Raw genomic sequence first — 17544 nt, 5'->3', positions numbered from 1 at the left:
GCAGTAGCGTACGAAGTAAGCCAAACCGGGCTGGCAGTTCCAGCCCGGTTTGGCGTTTATCCCTGAATAATTCGCAGCGATGCCAACCTGACTTCGCCGTATTCATCAGATGCAGCCAAATCAACGTTCGCTTCAAAGCGCCAACCGTGGTCACCCTCAGGATCATCGAGTATCTGGATCACATGCCATAGGCCCTCACCAGCCTTGCGGTCAATCGAAATCATATCGCCGCCGCGTGCCTTTGCATCGATGCCTAGGTCATCGTATTCATCGAAGTAGTCATCCATCGCGGCAGGCCAATCTGGTGCGTCGTCGAGGTAGTTGTCCAGGTCGGCCAGCTCCTCCTCCTTTTCAAAGGCAAAGAGCTGCACGTGGCGGAACATGAGATTGCGCACCATACGGGTAAATGCACGCTCATTGCCGGTAAGAGGCCGAGACTCGTCGGTGCCAAAAGCCGCTTCCTTGAGAGTTTCTTCGTCCAATGGCTTGTCCGGATCGGCCATCTGCGCCCATTCATCTACCAGGGAGTTATCCACCTGCACAACGAGCTCGCCGAGCCATTCCACAATGTCCCGGAGCTCCTCGTTAGCAGCTTCCGGTGGGAGAGTGTGTCGCAAAGTGCGCCAGGCATCGGTGAGGTAGCGCAAGAAAATACCTTCGGAGCGGGCGATTCCGTACTCAGATACCACGTCCGAAAAAGTCATGGCCTTTTCCACCATCTCGCGCACCACAGATTTGGGCGACAGCGAAAACTCACGCACCCACGGGTGACCTTGGGCATAGGTGTCGAATGCGCCCTCCAGCTCGTCGGCAAGCGGCATCGGCCATGTGATGTCTTCGACGATGTTCATACGTTCGGTGTAATCAACGCCTTCGGCCTTGAGCGCGGCAATTTCTTCACCGCGTGCCTTTTTCTGCTGCGCGATGAGCAGCGGGCGAGGGTCTTCCAGAATTGACTCAAACACACTGATGACATCGAGTGCGTAGTTCGGGCTGTCCTTATCCAGCAGTTCGAGCGCGGCGATGGCGAAAGGCGACAGTGGTTGGTTGAGCGCGAAGTCACGCTGCAGCTCCATTGTCAGCTCGGGGCGGCAGTCATCGCCCTCGCCATGCGTGACGACGATTCCCGCGTTGACCAGACCGCGGTAGAGCTCAATTGCGGTCAGAATAGCCTCGTTTTGCTGGTGGCGGGTGTCGTGATTGGTGCGCAGCAGATGACGCATGTGTTCGTAGGTATCGCCACCACGTGCAATGACGTTGAGCAACATACCGTTGGTAACTGCAAAGCGGCTGGTCAGCGGCTCCGGTGGCTGAGAAACGATTTTGTCGAAGGTCTTCTCCGACCATGTCACTTCGCCCTTGGGAACGGACTTCAGCCGCAACTTCTTCAGTTTGGCCTCATCCTGGCCGGCACGGCGCCGCAGCTTGGCGTTTTCGATTTCGTGTTCAGGTGCTTCGACAACTACGGTGCCCTCGGTGTCGTAGCCAGCACGGCCGGCGCGTCCAGCGATCTGGTGGAACTCGCGTGACTTGAGAATACGGCTACGACGGCCATCGAACTTGGCCAAACCGGTAATCAGCACCGTGCGAATAGGCACGTTAATGCCGACGCCGAGGGTATCCGTGCCACAGATGACCTTCAGCAGACCAGTCTGAGAGAGACGCTCAACCAAACGACGGTACTTCGGCAGCATTCCCGCATGGTGGACGCCAATGCCCTGGCGCACCAACTTGGAAAGAACTCGACCAAAGGCCGTGGTAAACCGGAAATCGCCAATCTCTTCGCGAATCCGCTCCTTCTCCTCCTTCGTCAGCAGCTTCAGACCGGTCAGTGCCTGAGCCTGTTCAGCTGCTTGGCGCTGGGAGAAAAAGACGATGTAGATTGGGGCTTTGCCGGATTCCAGCAACTCCGCCAGCGTGTCATGAACTGGTGTGTAGACATAGTGGAAATCCAGCGGTACCGGGCGCGTCGTACCTGTAACGAGGTTGACGTCGAGTCCCGTGCGTTCCTTCAAATCCGTCTCAAACTTTTGAGTATCGCCGAGAGTGGCGGACATCAACAGGAATTGGCAACGGGAAAGCTCGAGCAAGGGCACTTGCCATGCCCACCCGCGATCGGGATCCGCATAGAAGTGGAATTCATCCATTACCACCTGGTCAATATCGGCGTCGGCCCCGTCGCGCAGGGCGATATTGGCGACAATTTCCGCAGTTGCGCAGATGATGGGTGCACCACCGTTGACGGTGGCATCGCCGGTCATCATACCGACGTTCTCAGCGCCAAAGACCTCGCAGAGGGCAAAGAACTTCTCGCTGACCAAGGCCTTAATAGGCGCTGTGTAAAAGCTGCGCTGGCCACGAGCGAGGGCGCAGAAGTGGGCAGCAATAGCCACCATGGACTTGCCCGAACCTGTCGGAGTGGCAAGGATGACGTGGTCGCCACCAGCGAGACCAATAGCGGCCTCCTCCTGGGCCGGGTAGAGCGTGATGCCCTGATCCCTGGTCCAGGCAATGAACGAGTCCATAATCGCATCGTCGAAAAGGGACTCTGGAACCTCAGCTAGGTCGGGAAGCATTTCAGATAGTGACACGCTTCCCACCCTAGCGGTAACCCCGGATTAGAAGCGGAACCAGGGCTTCCAGCCGCGCCGACGGCGAGGTTGTTCCGGTTCACCGGATTCTTCGCTTTCCGCCTGCTCTTCCCGAGGCTGTTCTGACTCAGGCTGTTCGGCAGTGCCGTCTGCAGAAAACTCCGCAGACCTATCATCCGCCGAGGCCGACTCGGATTCTTCCGAGTGTGCGTCAGTGTCCTCTGATGTAGTTGCCGAGGAATCCGAGCTGGCCGGGGTCTCCGCCTCGTCGTCAAGCGAGGAAGAATCCTCTACTGGGCGCAGCGGTTGAGAAGCGAGGAACCTTTCGAACTCAGCGCCAATCTCGTCGGCCGAAGGCATCTCGCCGTTAGGTCCAAGCAGGGGAGAAGTCTCCAGCTCTTGACGACGTTGAACTTCCTGGTCGTACTGTTCCTCGAGAAGATTGACCAGCTGAGAGACCTCGCCGGAATCATTCGTCTGCGTATTGAGCAGCTCCGCCACCCGCGCGGATTCCTTCTCCAACGCCTCAAGCGGGAGCTCGAGCTTGGCTAGTTTTGCTACCTCCTGCAACAGCCGCAGTGACGCCAGCGGATACTCAGAGGCCGCGACATAGTGTGGCACCTGTGCGGTGAAACCAAAGGCATCACAACCGCGGCTTGCGAGCTCGTACTCAATGTTCAGGCTCGCAGCACCCGGAACTGTGACGCGGTTTCCCCAGGTATGCATATCACCGAGTTTCCGCTTATCTGTGCCATGGGCGATGATGCCCAGTGGTCGGGTGTGCGGAACCGTCATCGGAGCCGAGTACAGCGACACAGTCCGACCGACATCGTAGCGCTCCGCCAACTCTGCAACGGCAGTCGAGAAAGCCTCCCACCGCATGTCTGGCTCAGGGCCAGAAAGCAGCAAGAACGGCTTACCGACGTTGTCGCGAACCACATTGAGTGACAGGTTCAAATCGGATACATCCACAATCTGGTCGTGGTTCATCGTCACAGAGGGACGGCGAGAACGATAATCAATCAGCTCGTCGATAGAAAAGTTCACCAATGGACGGTGCTCGAGAGCATCCAAGAGGAAACTAGCTGATTCCGAGACGGCATTACCGGCATCCGCATAACCGCTAAGTGCAATGACCAGGGTCAGATGGCCCTCGCTTCCCGTTACGTCAGGAACCGGAAAAACTACCTCGTACATATTGCCCTGAGGCTTGTCGGTCGGATCACTCACGTACGACTACCTCCTGCATCACATTTTTCGTCATTTGAAGTAAACAACCACGATACCGCAGAAACTATTCCAGTTATCCACAAGTAGAAAGTAGTCCACAGATGGGCCGATTTTTCCGGTCGCGCACAAGCAAGGCTGTTGCGGATTCGATAACAATGAGAGCCACCAGATGGCGAGAGGATTGTCCGCTGTCGAGCTATTCCAATGGGGGAAAAGGGGTAAGGAATTAATGGGAAACAAACAGAACTTCGGTGCAGGACAAAAGCCTGAAATTGAGCCGAGTGTTTTTCTGACGAACCTGCCGGGAATCGTTGGATTCTATCCGCGGGGGCAGGTAGTGATTGCGGCGTTGTATCGTCAGCAGGTCGAAGATCTCATCGATGGCAAGGTCGAGTTTGATCCGACAGCGCATGCTGGCCCGATGCTGATTAAGGATGTGGCCTCGATGGAGAACAATCCTGACTTGGTGCGGGCAGCCGCGGACTTCCTGCTCGATGAAGGATGCACTCACGCAGATGTGTTTATCATCGACGAATCCTGGGGGATTGAAAAGGACTCCACACCTATTACAGGCTGGCTGCGAGAAGGCGGCCTGCATGAGGTGCGTTTGGCGGGCGTTGCCACTATTGCTGCGGGGGAAGTTGTCACGGACGAGCAGGGAGAGATCGTCGGCATTGTCGGTGACAGTCTGATGACCGACAATGCAAATCTAATCTCCCGGCAGGGAGAGCAGATTTTCAAAAACTATGAGGAGTACCGCAGCTATTTTCGAGGTGGCCAATTCCACGACAGTAAAGACAGGGCTCTGATTGAACGCCTCCGGGAACGAGCGACAGCCGTTGAGCAGCCGAGGAAGCTCAAAATTGGTTCGGACAATCCCGCGCTCATTGAGCACTTCGACATGCTCAAAACCGCCGTGGAAAACGTGGCCGATGGTGTGATGGATGCACATGAGGCGGTGCGCGATGAAAACGCAGGATATGCCATTGCAGCAGCACTGACCAACGTCACCTTGCGCGATATGTCCATGATTTTCATTACTACGCAGTTGGCGCAATCAATGGGAGAAATCTGGCGCGAGGCCGCAATCGTCCACCGCGGCAGCCTGCGTGCTAACGCTTTAGCGTGTTTTGCCATCGCAAAGTTCGCGGCTGGGCTGGAGAACTTTGCGCAAACAGCTCTCGATGAGGCAGCGGGGGAGCAACCGAATCATTCACTGACTCAGTTGCTGGAAATTGCGGTCGCCAATCAAATTGTGCCGAGGTGCGTCGGCACAATTCTTGGAGCAGCACAAGAGGTACTGCGCAGGGTATACAAGGTGAAAATGCCGCGTATTGATTAGCGACCCTGCAAGCTGTACTGCAGTACCTAGCGGTGCGCCGAGTGGGCTCGGTCGCCGAGGTTCTTGGTGTACTCCCATGCATCGGCGACGATGGTTTCAAGCTCCGTCTGGTTGGGCTTCCATCCGAGCTCGTCCATGGCACGCTGAGAAGAGGCAATAAGGGTTGCCGGATCACCGGCTCTACGCGGTGCATCCTCAGCGGGAATCGGGTGACCGGTGACCTTACGGCAGGTTTCAATGACCTGGCGAACTGAAAAGCCGTCGCCGGAACCGAGGTTAAAGATACGGTGGGTTCCCGGCGTGTTGGACTCTAGTGCCAAGACATGCGCATCGGCGAGGTCTTTGATGTGGATGTAGTCACGCACCGCGGTGCCGTCCGGAGTCGGCCAGTCATTGCCAAAGACCATAATCTTGTCGCGGTGACCGAGCGCAACCTGCAGTACCAGTGGGATGAGGTGAGTTTCCACCTCACGGTTTTCTCCAAAACCGCCCCAGGCACCCGCCACATTGAAATAACGCAAGCTGGTAGCGCCGATGTTGTATGCCTTGGCGTAAGAGGCGATGGCGTAGTCCATGGCCAGCTTGGTGGCACCGTAAGGGTTGGTCGGCGCGGTTGGCATGTCTTCGGTAATTGGTGTCTTCTCTGGCTCGCCGTAGGTTGCAGCTGTCGAAGAGAACACCAGGTTATTCGTACCGGTATCACGCATCGCGTCGAGTAGCTTCAGGGTTTGGCCCACATTGTTGTGCCAGTAGTCGGAAGGAACTTCGACAGACTCGCCAACAAGCGATTTCGCAGCGAAATGAACGACGCCGTCGAAGCTGTCGGAGGACAGAACCTCGTAGGCCTTGTCCGCCACATCGCCTTCGACTAGGGTCGCGCCCTCTGGCACCGCATCACGGTTGCCAACAGAGAAGTTGTCCAGAATGGTGACGTCGTGGCCAAGAGAAATCAATACTGCCGAGCACACGCTACCGACGTAGCCGGCACCACCAGTGACGAGGAGTTTCATTTGATAATCACCATGATTGCGTGAGACAGAGTATCCGGAATGTCAAGAGAATGATCACCACGGGCGAGAGTCACGCGGCCGGCGGCAACCTCGGCAAGTGCCTCAGTACCCGGCATAATTCCAGCCTTGTGGAGACGCTTCATGTAGCTCTGCTCGACCTGCAGGATTTCGTTAATCTGGACGATCTCAACGGTGTACTCGCCGGGGTTTAGATCGGACAGTCGGCGAACGTTCTCTAACGACTCTGGTGACTGAGTCCCACCGAGGTCTCCCAAACCGGGAATCGGATTGCCGAATGGGGAGCGTGTGTAAGAGTCAAGCACGTCGAGAAGTTTGCGCTCGACCTCGTCACTCATTACGTGCTCCCAGCGGCAGGCTTCGTCGTGAACCTTGTCCCATTCGAGGCCAATGACATCCGTAAGTAGGCGCTCAGCTAGGCGGTGCTTACGCATGACAGCCGTGGCCAGCCTGCGGCCCTCGTCGGAAAGCTGCAAGCTGCGATCTGGGGCAACTACGAGAAGGCCATCGCGCTCCATGCGCGCAACGGTTTGGCTAACGGTCGGCCCCGACTGCTCAAGGCGTTCGGCAATGCGAGCACGCAAAGGAATGATGCCCTCTTCTTCGAGTTCGAAAATCGTACGTAAGTACATTTCCGTGGTGTCAACCAAATCCCTCACGGTTTTCCTCCGATAACACAGTCTTAAAAGTTTTCACTCAAGTATTAGGATAACCACACTTGCGCAAGAAAGATGTTAGGGCTCGCAAATCTAGTGGCTTTGGTGCTGATTAGGCAGCGAAAAGCTTGGTTCGGTGGGCGCTGCTGAGACGGAAGGGAGCGTACGCGATGTCGAAAGTTCGACGTGCAGACGAAAACGCCGACCGCCAGTGTGGATGAAACTCCGGCACGGGGTCGGCATTGAAGTCCAGCTCTATCTCAGGGCTGAAATTAGGAACCCTATCGATGTCACCGCCATGTGGCGTTAGTTTGCGTACTCACGCAGCTTGTCAGCACGGTCACCCTCGCGGAGCTTGGACATAACTTCCCGCTCAATCTGGCGGACGCGCTCTCGAGACAGGCCAAAGTGGCGGCCAATCTGATCCAGCGTGCGGGGCAGGCCATCGTCGAGACCGTAGCGGAGCTTAATAACTTCCTGCTCTCGAATCTCGAGAGTGGACAGAACCTTGCGGACATCGTGGTGACGCAGGGAAGCGACAACTGCCTCCTCGGCATCAGTTGCCTCTGAATCCTCAATGAAGTCTCCCAGAGGAGCTTCCTCATCAGTGCCCACCGGCATGTCCAAGCTCACCGGGTCGCGGGACTGACGCAGCAGCATCTCAATCTTGGCCTCTGGAATGCCGGATTCCTCTGCCAATTCCTCATTCGTAGCCTCACGGCCGAGCTGCTGGTAGAGCTCACGCTTGATACGAGAAATCTTGTTGACCTGCTCAACCAAATGAACAGGGAGGCGAATGGTGCGCGACTGATCAGCCATACCGCGGGTAATAGCTTGGCGAATCCACCACGTTGCGTAAGTGGAGAACTTGAAGCCCTTGGTGTAGTCGAACTTTTCCATGGCGCGGATGAGGCCCAAGTTGCCCTCCTGGATTAGATCCAGCAGAGGCATACCGCGGTTGGTGTAGCGCTTCGCCAGCGAGACCACAAGACGGAGATTGGCTTCGAGTAGGTGGGCGCGTGCAGCCTTACCTTCCTTTGCCAAAATCTTGACATCACGCTTCTTTGCGCGGGTCATTTTCGCGCCGGTCTGCAGCAAATGCTCGGCGTATACACCGGCTTCAATGCGCTTAGAAAGTTCCACCTCTTCTTCAGCGCTGAGAAGAGCAGTCTTTCCGATGCCGTTCAAATACACACGAACCAAATCGGCGGACGGATTGGAGTTATTGCCAGTGCGGCGCCCCTTGTCCCGTGGCTGACCTTCCAGTTCGTCATTTTGAATATCGGCACTCTTCATGAATCTGCCTCCTGGATTTTTGAGTGGACTCAATAACTACAACGCACGGAGTTACGGAAATGTTCCCGTGAAAGTTGATGAATGTCAATAGGGTAATTTTGCCATGCAAATATAATGTTAAGAAAAACTGCCGCGACTAGCATTCTACGAGAACTGTAAAGGGGCCATCATTGACGGATGTGACCTCCATCATCGCTCCAAATTGTCCCGTTGCGACCGTCAAGCCACGATTGCGCAAGTTCTCGACAATTTTTTCTATGACGGGTTCGGCCTCTGGGCCCGGAGCCGCGTCTACCCACGACGGCCGCCGTCCCTTCTTTGTCGCCCCCATCAACGTGAATTGGCTAACAACGAGCACCGGGGCGCCAGCGTCGACAGCGCTGAGCTCGCCATCCAGAATGCGCAGCTCCGCGATCTTGCGGGCCATCGTTTCCCAAGCATCGGCAGTGTCCTCGCGGCCAACACCTACGAGCGCCAAAATGGCGCCGGTATCGCCTCCGTCAACGTGGCCAACAACGGAGCCGTCGACAGTGACTGACGCGGATTTAACTCGGGTGAGAACGGCTTTCATTTACTGTTTATCCTCCAAGAGCTCGGTGGGGAGAATCAGACCATGGCGAACCAGGTCAACGACGATGGGAACTAGGGCGTCCTTGATTGCAGGGACTTCGGACTCATCAAAGGCTCCAAACATTGCCATGATGTCGATGACGGAGCCCAGGGCAGCTTCGGGATGCAGTGCACCCAGGATGGTTGCGACGGACTCATCGATTGAGTGTGTCCAGGCGGGGCCGTCGGTGCGTGAGATGCGCGTATCGAACTCAGTGAAGCCCTGGCCGCTGTCGACGTCGGCAAGCGAAACGCGTTCTAAGGCGACGCCGGGTCGCACAGTAAAGGCAGCTTCGAGGATGGTGTCAGCAGTTTGTGTACGAAGCCATTCGGCGCGGCCGAGATACTCCTCGGCTTCGGCGGCGAAGGGAGCGGCCAAAGGCTGAGGCATTTCTTCACACACAGCGGAAGTCGGGCCGTCGATGCGCTGAACCGTGATGTAGCCGAACCCGATGCCTGTCACGCCGCTGTTGCGGAAGTGCTCCAGCCAGGCACGGGAGCGCTCGCAGCCTTCTGGGCTGCGGGGGTCGATGGACTCGTCTCGAAGCCAGGTGCCGATGTATTCCGCCGGCGTGGCGACATCTCGTTGTGTTACCCACACTTCTAGGCCTTCAGCAGGGAGCCAAGAGGCGATGCGCTGTTGCCAACTTTCGCCTTCGATATGGGCCCAAGCACCGAGCAGATGCGCCGTGCCGCCGTCGGTGAGATGGTCGGCCAGACCGCGGATCATAAGTTCGGTGGCACCGTCCAGATTCAATCCTGAGTCACGGTAAACATGTTCCACACTTGGCAGCCCTACGACGAACGGCGGGTTCGCCACAATGCGGTCAAACTTCTTGCCTGCAACCGGTTCAAACCACGAGCCTTCGACGGCCTGCGCCTGGGCGAAGCCATTTGCTGCGAAAGTAGCGCGGGCAAAAAACAGCGCCCGGGGGTGAATGTCCGTCGCGACAATCGACTTTGCATCAGGCTGGGCAAGGCTCTGGACGCCACAACCGGCACCGAGGTCGAGTACGGATTCCACCGCCGAGGTCGGCGAAATATCGAGGAGGGAGCGGGAAGCCCGCCCTACGCCCAAGACATGATTGGGTCCAGGAACGTGATCGCTCATAGAGGCATCGCGGTCGGAAAAGACAATACGGTCGACTCCCGCAATCTCGACCGGGCGCACATCGATACACACCTGTGCGTTGGTGGCGGTGCCGGCAAGTATGCCGCTGCCCAGTAACTTGGCTGTCAGCTCAGCCCCAAATAGCTGCTGTGCGTCGGCGAAATCGCCCAGGATGAAAAGACGCAACGCGGTCACAGTGTCCGCAGAAACGCCCTCAGTTTCGGTAAGTAGAACATCGACAACGCCGGGCTCACCGCGGTCCAGCGCGGCCAGTCCCTCGGCGCCTAGGACTCGACGCAGTGACTCGCTGGAAAACTCAAGGCGCCTGAGCGCGGTGGCAAATTCCTCCGCACAGTCGACAAAATCACGAAGCTGCTGATCAGTCGGTGGGGTGAAGGTGGAGGGGGAAAAGGTCATCGTAGGCACTACCTTCGTCGTAAAGCGGGGCGGAGGGGCTAGTTAGGGGAGCTTGACGACGAATCGTCGTCTTCCGGCATATCGATGACATTTGCGTCATCGAAGGGATTTGAGGTGGTCTCGTTACCGGACTGCGTCGGTGCGTCGGTGTCTTCGGTACTGGCGGCAGAACCGAGCGCGCGCATCTCTGCTTCCTTGAGGGCGCGCTGGCGTTGCTGCTCCTCCCATTTGCGGTTTTGCTCGCGTACAACTCCAGGCTTGTAGACGCGCGGCTTACGCTTGTCAGCGGGTTCTCCAACGCCATTGGCGATAACAACCGCGATCCACGGCATGGGTACGGAGACGACCATGAGAATCGCTGCAATCCACGGCACATCCCACCACAGATAAAAAGCGCCGGAAAGAAGCAGCAGCGGAATGCGAGACCATTGCAGAGCCGCGTAGACGTGGCGGCGGTGGTCATAGTTGCGAATCCGAGAGCCGCGGGCGTCGGTAATCAACGCCGCGTCTTTCTTGCGTCGCCGGGAACTTCCGCGTTTCGGCAGCGCGGAGTCGCGACGGTCATTGATTCGCGCCATGGTTGTCTAGCATACGCCTGTGGCGTGGGGTCGTCTCAACTAGCTATGTCCGTTGCAGCCGCATGCTCGCGTAGTCGTAGCGATGTTGTGGATGGCTGTGGAAGGCAGCAGTCAGCAGCGGCCAGCACCTGGGGCACTGGGCATAATTTGACCGATGGGGCACAATTGGAATCTGTGAGCACTCCATTGAAGACGACAAAGACGATTGAACGCACCGATACCCGCGTCGATGAGTCGACGAGGGACGATACCCCGAAGTTCTTCCATTACGTCAAGAAGGACCAGATCGTGAACTCCGCGGTCAACGGCTCCTACGTCGTTGCTCTGTGCGGTGAAACCTTCCCTGTGAAGAAGTCAGCGAAGCCGGGTTCACCGGTATGCCCTGACTGCGAGCGGATTTACAAGTCCCTGCGTCGCAAGTGAGCGGGCTTCGTAAATGGCAGCAGGAGGCCCTCGACAAATACCTGGCGACTAACCCCAAGGACTTCCTTGCAGTGGCGACACCGGGCGCAGGTAAGACGACCTTCGCCTTGCGTATCGCCAGTGAGTTGCTGTCGCGCCGGATCGTCGAGCGCATCATCGTCGTGGTTCCCACTGAGCACCTGAAAGTGCAGTGGGCTGCTTCCGCTGCTCGTTCGGGGATTGCGTTGGATCCCAAATTCACCAACGCCAAGGGTGTGGTAAACCCCTCCTACCAGGGAATTGTTGTGACCTACGCCCAAGTCGCAGTGCATCCGTTTAAGCACCATGCCGTAGCCACCGCTCGGCCGACATTGGTGATTCTGGACGAGGTGCACCATGGCGGCGATGCCAAGAGCTGGGGCGACGGTATTTCCGAAGCTTACGGCGATGTCGAACGCCGCCTGTGCCTAACTGGTACGCCGTTCCGCTCCGATGACGCGGCGATTCCGTTTGTTCGCTACTCGCCGGACGGCGATGGTTACTCGCGTTCCGTCGCCGATTACACGTACGGCTATTCCAATGCGCTTGCCGACGGCGTCGTGCGCCCAGTGGTCTTTTTGGCTTATTCCGGTGAAGCTCGCTGGCGTGATAGCGCGGGTGATGAGTTCGCTGCGCGACTGGGCACCGTGATGAGCCCAGAGGAGACCACGCGTGCTTGGCGCACCGCGCTTGACCCAAAGGGCGAGTGGATGCCATCTGTGCTGCGGGCAGCGCACACCCGTCTCTCGCAGATGAGGCAGCATATCCCGGACGCGGGTGGTCTGGTCATCGCCTCCGATGCGGCAACTGCTCGTGCGTACAAACGCATTCTCGAGCAGATTGCCTCTACGCCGGTGGCGTTGGTGCTCTCGGATGAACCGGGCTCGTCGGAACGAATCAAGACTTTCTCCGAGTCCACCGATGAGTGGATGGTGGCCGTGCGCATGGTCTCCGAAGGCGTGGACGTGCCGAGGCTGGCGGTCGGCGTGTACGCGACCAGTTCCTCGACTCCACTATTCTTCGCGCAGGCTATCGGACGATTCGTGCGAAGCCGCATGCCAGGGGAGACTGCTTCGGTCTTCTTGCCGTCGATCCCGGTGCTGCTCGACTTGGCCTCGCAGATGGAGGTGCAGCGCAACCACGTGCTCGGCAAGCCGGATCGGCCTTCGGAAGGCTGGGAAGATGACTTGGTCGCTGAGGCCAATCGCCGCAAGGATGAGCCCGACGAATTGCTGCCGGCCTACGAATCCATTGGCGCGGATGCTGAACTTGACTACCTCATCTACGACGGCTCCTCCTACGGCACCGCAACCGTTGCCGGTTCCGCCGAAGAGGCCGATTATCTGGGTTTGCCAGGGCTTCTCGACGCCGATCAGATGCGACTCTTGCTGCGTCAGCGGCAGGATGAACAGCTTAAAGCCGCCAGTGCCCGAGAGAAGGAAGCCCGCGAGGAGGCGAGGGAATCGTCGTCAAGCGGGGGCGAAGGGGGCGCGGTGCACCGGATTGAGGGATCGGCGTACCCAAGGCCGCAGAAGGTGGCCAGTGAGGTGTTGCCGAAGTTGCGGAAGGAGCTCAATACGCTGGTGTCGATGACAGCGGCGCGAACCGGTAAGCCACATGGTCAAGTGCATAACGAGGTTCGGCGCGCCTGTGGTGGCCCGCCGACTGCGCTATGTACGGAGGAACAGTTGCGTGATCGCATCAGCTACCTGCGTAATTGGTAGGGTTTCAAACGAACTGAGCAATCTATGGTGGAGAGAAGAATGTCGGCAAGCAGTGATAAGTCGAGGCCGTCAGAATTGACCGGCGGTGGTTTGTCAGCTGTACCAGGCAATGACGGTCGGACTATTGGCGTGCTGGCACTGATCTTTGGCGTCGGCGGACTCTTGATGTCCTGGATGATTGTTGGTGGCATCCTCGGTGTCTTTGGCATTGTTCTGGGCATCATCGCGATGGCGAAGGCAATGAGTGCCAAGAAACGCGTGCAGGCAGCCGGGGGAGACGCGGTCATCAGCGGTTCGTTCGGATTGGGCGTGGTCGGCATTGTGACGGGTATTGCAGCCGCCGTGGTGTCGCTGATGCTGTATTCGTCGACATCAGATGCGATGTCGAAGTGCGAGAAGTTCGAGCGCACCTCTGGAGAGTATGCCGAGTGCATCTCTAAGCAGATGGGTACTGATCAGCCAAAGAAGCAATCGGAGTGAGTTCGGAAGCGACATCAATGGCGGTCTTACTTTGTGCCCGGAGTTTTCGGTCAACGCCAGATACGCAATCAGGAAATGAGCTAACCCCGTAATCCACCCCCGAAGCCCAACTGCCTGCAGTTTCGGCCGGGGGTTTCTTAGTGAAATCTCATATTTGGCCGAGTGTTGGTAATGATATTGGTGTCAGAAAGTACCCACATTTGGCATCCCCTACATGCGGTAAACGTTTGAACATGCGTGCAATACAGGATGTCTGCTGATTATTAAATAGGAGCGTGAATCGTGGCAGCGACATCTACGCGCGATAACTCCCCGGAACTGTCACCTGGCCAACAAGACCGTGGATACCTCAGCCGAGAGCTTTTCCGTAAGCGCACCGGTCTAGGACTCGGTATCATCCTGGCCCTGCTCGTGTACTTCTTTATGCCGGCTGAGCTCGATCACAACCTGCGTGCAACCGCAGGTGTAGCAGTGCTTATGGCCGTGTGGTGGATGTCCGAGGCTATCCCGATTGCCGTTACGGCTCTGCTGCCGCTGGCTCTATTCCCGATTCTCAACCTCGCGGAGATTAAGGATTTCTCGGGCAAGTACACAGACCCGACCATCTTCCTCTTTATGGGCGGCTTCCTGTTGGCGCTGGCGATGCAGCGTTGGAACCTCCACAAGCGCGTCGCATTGTGGGTTCTGGTGCTCATGGGGTCGTCACCAAAGATGCTGATTCTCGGCTTCATGGTGGCTACTGGCTTCCTGTCGATGTGGGTCTCCAACACGGCCACGGCCGTGATGATGCTGCCAATCGGTGTGTCCGTCCTGAGCCTCATTGTCCGAATGCTGCACGATGAAAAGGTTGCTGCAGAGGATACGGGCTCTGCGAGTGAATCCGTCGCTGAAACCCCCGGTGGGGATGCGCTGGAGGAGGCCGAGGAGTCGTCGTCAAGCTATGACCCGATGCCAAAGTCAAACTTCGGTATCGCGCTGATGCTGGGTATCGCTTACGCGGCATCGATTGGTTCGCTGGGCACCATTATTGGTACTCCTCCGAACGCTATGCTGGCGGCCTACATGGCGGAGCAGGGAGTCAATATTGGGTTTGGCCAGTGGATGCTGCTCGGTGTCCCGGTGGCGGTTGTGCTCATGCTCTGTGCATGGTTCCTGCTGACAAATGTTCTGTTTAAGCCGGAGATTACGCATATTCCAGGTGGGCGCGAACTCATGCGTGACGAGTTGAAGCGCCTTGGCCGTATGTCGACTGGAGAGCGCCGGGTGCTCCTGGTGTTTATCGCGGCGGCACTGGCGTGGGTCTTTGTTCCGGTGCTGCTGCCCGACACCAAGATTGCCGATGCGGTTATCGCAATGACCGTGGGTATTGCGCTGTTCATTATTCCGGGCGGTCCTGATGGCGTTAAGCTTATGCGTTGGGAAAATGCGTTAGAGCTGCCGTGGGGCGTGCTGCTGCTGTTCGGTGGTGGCCTCGCACTGTCCTCGCAGTTCGGTGCCTCTGGGCTGTCGGACTGGATTGGCGAGCAGCTGTCTACTCTCGGCTGGATGCCAGTGGCTGCACTCGTGGTTGTCGTCGGCGCCGTTGTGCTGTTCCTGACCGAGTTCACCTCTAACACCGCGACGGCCGCGACCTTCCTGCCGCTGGTTGGTGCGATGGCAATCGGTCTGGGCCACGACCAGATGATTTTCGCCGTTCCAGTTGCACTGGCAGCTACTTCGGCCTTCATGATGCCGGTTGCAACACCGCCGAACGCCATCGCCTACGGCTCCGGCTACGTCAGCATGGACAACATGGTCAAGGCCGGTGTTTGGCTGAACGTCGTCGCACTGATCGTGATTTCTGTGGCATCGCTGACGCTGCTGCAGTGGGTATTCGGCGTCGTGTACTAGCTGGGTATGTAGTAGCCCGTAGTGGATGGTGGGGCAGCGCGCTGAACCGCCACCGGACTGCTTCGCCTAGCGTTGCTCAGATACTCCTTCGCCCCGTTCCACTTCGGTGGTCCGGGGCTTTTGGCTGCAAATGTGAAACTGTGTGAGTTTATGACGCTTTCAGGCCATTTTTCAGGCTATTTTTGACATAAACGCAGTCAGTAACTCACTAGCGCTGACACCAAAAGAAGAATCGGGCTTGAATAAGGTGTGAAACCTCATTCAAGCCCGATTTTTCTAGTCAAGCAGTTAGCCCCTGAACAACTCCAGGTTAAAGCTTTACTCCAAGTAGTCGCGCAGCACCTGCGAACGCGATGGGTGACGCAGCTTGGACATCGTCTTGGACTCGATCTGACGGATGCGCTCGCGTGTCACACCGTAGACCTGGCCAATCTCGTCAAGCGTACGCGGCATGCCGTCGGTAAGGCCGAAGCGCAGGCGGACGACACCGGCTTCACGTTCGGAGAGAGTCTCCAGAACGTCGCCAAGCTGGTCCTGGAGGAGCGTGAAGCTGACGGCGTCCACAGCGATGACTGCCTCTGAGTCCTCAATGAAGTCACCGAGCTGGGAGTCGCCCTCGTCACCGATGGTCTGGTCCAGCGAAATGGGTTCACGAGCGTACTGCTGAATCTCGAGAACCTTTTCCTCGGTGATGTCCATCTCCTTAGCGAGCTCTTCCGGAGTGGGCTCGCGGCCCAAATCCTGGAGCAACTCGCGCTGGATACGGCCGAGCTTATTAATGACCTCAACCATGTGAACCGGAATACGAATGGTTCGAGCCTGGTCGGCCATTGCACGAGTAATTGCCTGGCGAATCCACCAGGTTGCGTACGTGGAGAACTTGTAGCCCTTGGTGTAGTCGAACTTCTCGACGGCGCGAATCAGGCCGAGGTTGCCCTCCTGAATCAAGTCGAGGAAAGCCATGCCACGGCCGGTGTAGCGCTTTGCCAGGGACACCACAAGACGGAGGTTGGCTTCGAGCAGGTGATTCTTGGCGCGCTGACCGTCACGAGAAATCTCGCGCAAGTCGCGCTTTTGAGCGTAAGCGATGCGCTCGCCGGCTTCCTTGGCCTCGTCAATCTTGTACTGCGCATACAGACCGGCCTCGATGCGCTTTGCCAGACTGACTTCTTCCTCGGCAGTCAGCAGCGCGACCTTACCAATCTGCTTGAGGTAGGCGCGGACAGAGTCGGCGGAGGCGGTGAGGGCAGCATCTTTGCGGGCCTGACGCAGACGAGCGGACTCGTCCTCGTTCCAGACCTCGTCGCCCTCGTCCTCTTCATCCTCGTCTTCGTCCTCGTCGTCCTCTTCTTCATCATCGTCGAGGTCGTCGTCTTCGAGGTCGTCATCATCCAGATCGTCGTGAAGATCATCGTCTTCGAGATCATCATCCAGATCCGGGTCGTAGTCCTGCTCCTGCTCCAAGTCGTGGTCGAGTTCCTCGTCCTCGAGCTCTTCGTTCTCAGTTGCGTCGAGAGCTTGCGCGTCCTTCGCCTTCGCTGCAGCAGCCTTGGCCGCGGTGGCCTTCGCAGCCGTTGTCCGCTTAGTTGCCTTCTTGGCGGCGGCCTTACGCGTGGTTTTCTTAGCGACGGACTTCTTGGCCGCCTTCTTCACGGTCTTCTTGGCCGCTGCCTTCTTAGCGGTCGTCTTCTTCGCCGCAGTTTTGGTAGCAGCCGTCTTTTTGGCAGCAGTCTTCTTCGCGGCAGTCTTCTTTGCCACGGTCTTCTTCACTGCCTTCTTGATGGCCTTCTTTACAGCCTTCTTTGCAGGAGTAGCTGAACCGGTGCCACTCCCGGTGGATTGGTCCTGAACTTGCCCCAGTTCGTTGCCTGCCACGAACGCCCTTTCACGATGTACGTTGTGTGCGCCGCCAAAGCCGCCGCCAGCTTCTCTCGGTCGAAGAGAAGCTCAACGCGCCAGTGGTGCGCCTTTACTTCGTCTATAGCCAACTAGCCGAATGGAAAACATTCAGAGCTGACCTTTTCGTGCCACGGTCATCAGTGTTGCTTTCTGGCTCCTAGCGAAGAAGTAATCGGTGAAAATCCTCATCGAAGCAGTGCGCTGGAATTCGATTTTCCCAATCCTCCTCGAGCCTGTTGATTATTCAACCTT

At 57.5% G+C, this 17544-nt stretch carries 14 protein-coding genes; 5 read left to right on the top strand and 9 right to left on the bottom strand.

Annotated features, from left to right (window positions below; genetic code table 11):
* Nucleotides 1-56: 56 nt before the first annotated feature.
* Nucleotides 57-2576: a DEAD/DEAH box helicase gene (locus tag HMPREF2681_RS09530; protein ID WP_141746288.1), complete on the bottom strand. Its 2520-nt coding sequence runs from the start codon at nt 2574-2576 to the stop codon at nt 57-59.
* A gap of 42 nt (nt 2577-2618) precedes the next feature.
* Nucleotides 2619-3821, bottom strand: a complete 1203-nt coding sequence (locus HMPREF2681_RS09525; protein WP_016422640.1) for a PAC2 family protein — start codon at nt 3819-3821, stop codon at nt 2619-2621.
* A 229-nt stretch (nt 3822-4050) separates the two neighbouring features.
* Between HMPREF2681_RS09525 and HMPREF2681_RS09520 the strand changes: the two genes are divergently transcribed.
* Entirely contained in the window at nt 4051-5163 is a 1113-nt protein-coding gene (locus tag HMPREF2681_RS09520) for a DUF4192 domain-containing protein (RefSeq protein ID WP_224433120.1), read from the top strand.
* 26 nt (nt 5164-5189) lie between these two features.
* On the opposite strand, the gene galE is transcribed toward HMPREF2681_RS09520, so the two are convergent.
* The 6 genes from galE to HMPREF2681_RS09490 all read right to left on the bottom strand — a co-directional run bounded on the left by galE (nt 5190) and on the right by HMPREF2681_RS09490 (nt 10858).
* Nucleotides 5190-6173, bottom strand: coding sequence for a UDP-glucose 4-epimerase GalE (galE, locus tag HMPREF2681_RS09515; RefSeq protein WP_069358725.1), 984 nt, complete (start codon nt 6171-6173; stop codon nt 5190-5192).
* Nucleotides 6170-6850 (bottom strand): iron-dependent transcriptional repressor DtxR, encoded by a 681-nt coding sequence (locus tag HMPREF2681_RS09510; RefSeq protein ID WP_016422643.1) that lies wholly within the window; start codon nt 6848-6850, stop codon nt 6170-6172. Before HMPREF2681_RS09510 ends, galE begins: the two co-directional genes overlap by 4 nt.
* A 303-nt stretch (nt 6851-7153) precedes the next feature.
* On the bottom strand, nt 7154-8143 hold the full coding sequence (locus HMPREF2681_RS09505) for a sigma-70 family RNA polymerase sigma factor (RefSeq protein WP_016422644.1): 990 nt from the start codon (nt 8141-8143) through the stop codon (nt 7154-7156).
* 136 nt (nt 8144-8279) lie between these two features.
* Nucleotides 8280-8714, bottom strand: a complete 435-nt coding sequence (gene dtd, locus HMPREF2681_RS09500) for a D-aminoacyl-tRNA deacylase (RefSeq protein ID WP_070546941.1) — start codon at nt 8712-8714, stop codon at nt 8280-8282.
* Nucleotides 8715-10280 (bottom strand): DUF7782 domain-containing protein, encoded by a 1566-nt coding sequence (locus tag HMPREF2681_RS09495; RefSeq protein ID WP_070546938.1) that lies wholly within the window; start codon nt 10278-10280, stop codon nt 8715-8717. It abuts the gene before it with no gap.
* Between the two features lie 38 nt (nt 10281-10318).
* The gene (locus HMPREF2681_RS09490) at nt 10319-10858 is read right to left on the bottom strand and encodes a DUF3099 domain-containing protein (protein WP_016422647.1); all 540 of its coding nucleotides are present in this window, start codon (nt 10856-10858) and stop codon (nt 10319-10321) included.
* Between the two features lie 174 nt (nt 10859-11032).
* Between HMPREF2681_RS09490 and HMPREF2681_RS09485 the strand changes: the two genes are divergently transcribed.
* From HMPREF2681_RS09485 to HMPREF2681_RS09470, 4 genes are all read left to right on the top strand, one after another.
* The gene (locus tag HMPREF2681_RS09485; protein ID WP_005509477.1) at nt 11033-11281 is read left to right on the top strand and encodes a DUF3039 domain-containing protein; all 249 of its coding nucleotides are present in this window, start codon (nt 11033-11035) and stop codon (nt 11279-11281) included.
* A complete protein-coding gene (locus HMPREF2681_RS09480) occupies nt 11278-13023 on the top strand; it encodes a DEAD/DEAH box helicase (protein WP_048733265.1) in 1746 nt (581 codons plus the stop codon). Before HMPREF2681_RS09485 ends, HMPREF2681_RS09480 begins: the two co-directional genes overlap by 4 nt.
* A gap of 39 nt (nt 13024-13062) precedes the next feature.
* Nucleotides 13063-13503: a hypothetical protein gene (locus HMPREF2681_RS09475; protein WP_016422649.1), complete on the top strand. Its 441-nt coding sequence runs from the start codon at nt 13063-13065 to the stop codon at nt 13501-13503.
* Between the two features lie 282 nt (nt 13504-13785).
* Nucleotides 13786-15393 (top strand): SLC13 family permease, encoded by a 1608-nt coding sequence (locus tag HMPREF2681_RS09470; RefSeq protein WP_049170921.1) that lies wholly within the window; start codon nt 13786-13788, stop codon nt 15391-15393.
* 318 nt (nt 15394-15711) lie between these two features.
* On the opposite strand, the gene HMPREF2681_RS09465 is transcribed toward HMPREF2681_RS09470, so the two are convergent.
* The gene (locus HMPREF2681_RS09465) at nt 15712-17268 is read right to left on the bottom strand and encodes an RNA polymerase sigma factor (RefSeq protein WP_070546935.1); all 1557 of its coding nucleotides are present in this window, start codon (nt 17266-17268) and stop codon (nt 15712-15714) included.
* Nucleotides 17269-17544 lie beyond the last annotated feature (276 nt).

Origin of the sequence: Corynebacterium sp. HMSC064H12, assembly GCF_001809925.1 — a bacterium.
GTDB lineage: Bacteria > Actinomycetota > Actinomycetes > Mycobacteriales > Mycobacteriaceae > Corynebacterium > Corynebacterium jeikeium_D.
Note: the sequence above shows the minus strand (reverse complement) of the source record. Positions and strands in the feature narration are given on the sequence as shown.

Excerpts from the sequence above, each read along its gene's own strand:
- HMPREF2681_RS09530 (WP_141746288.1), bottom strand. The coding sequence starts at position 2,576 with ATGCTTCCCGACCTAGCTGAGGTTCCAGAGTCCCTTTTCGACGATGCG.
- dtd (WP_070546941.1), bottom strand. The coding sequence starts at position 8,714 with ATGAAAGCCGTTCTCACCCGAGTTAAATCCGCGTCAGTCACTGTCGAC.
- HMPREF2681_RS09475 (WP_016422649.1), top strand. The coding sequence starts at position 13,063 with ATGTCGGCAAGCAGTGATAAGTCGAGGCCGTCAGAATTGACCGGCGGT.
- HMPREF2681_RS09520 (WP_224433120.1), top strand. The coding sequence starts at position 4,051 with ATGGGAAACAAACAGAACTTCGGTGCAGGACAAAAGCCTGAAATTGAG.
- HMPREF2681_RS09490 (WP_016422647.1), bottom strand. The coding sequence starts at position 10,858 with ATGGCGCGAATCAATGACCGTCGCGACTCCGCGCTGCCGAAACGCGGA.
- galE (WP_069358725.1), bottom strand. The coding sequence starts at position 6,173 with ATGAAACTCCTCGTCACTGGTGGTGCCGGCTACGTCGGTAGCGTGTGC.
- HMPREF2681_RS09505 (WP_016422644.1), bottom strand. The coding sequence starts at position 8,143 with ATGAAGAGTGCCGATATTCAAAATGACGAACTGGAAGGTCAGCCACGG.
- HMPREF2681_RS09495 (WP_070546938.1), bottom strand. The coding sequence starts at position 10,280 with ATGACCTTTTCCCCCTCCACCTTCACCCCACCGACTGATCAGCAGCTT.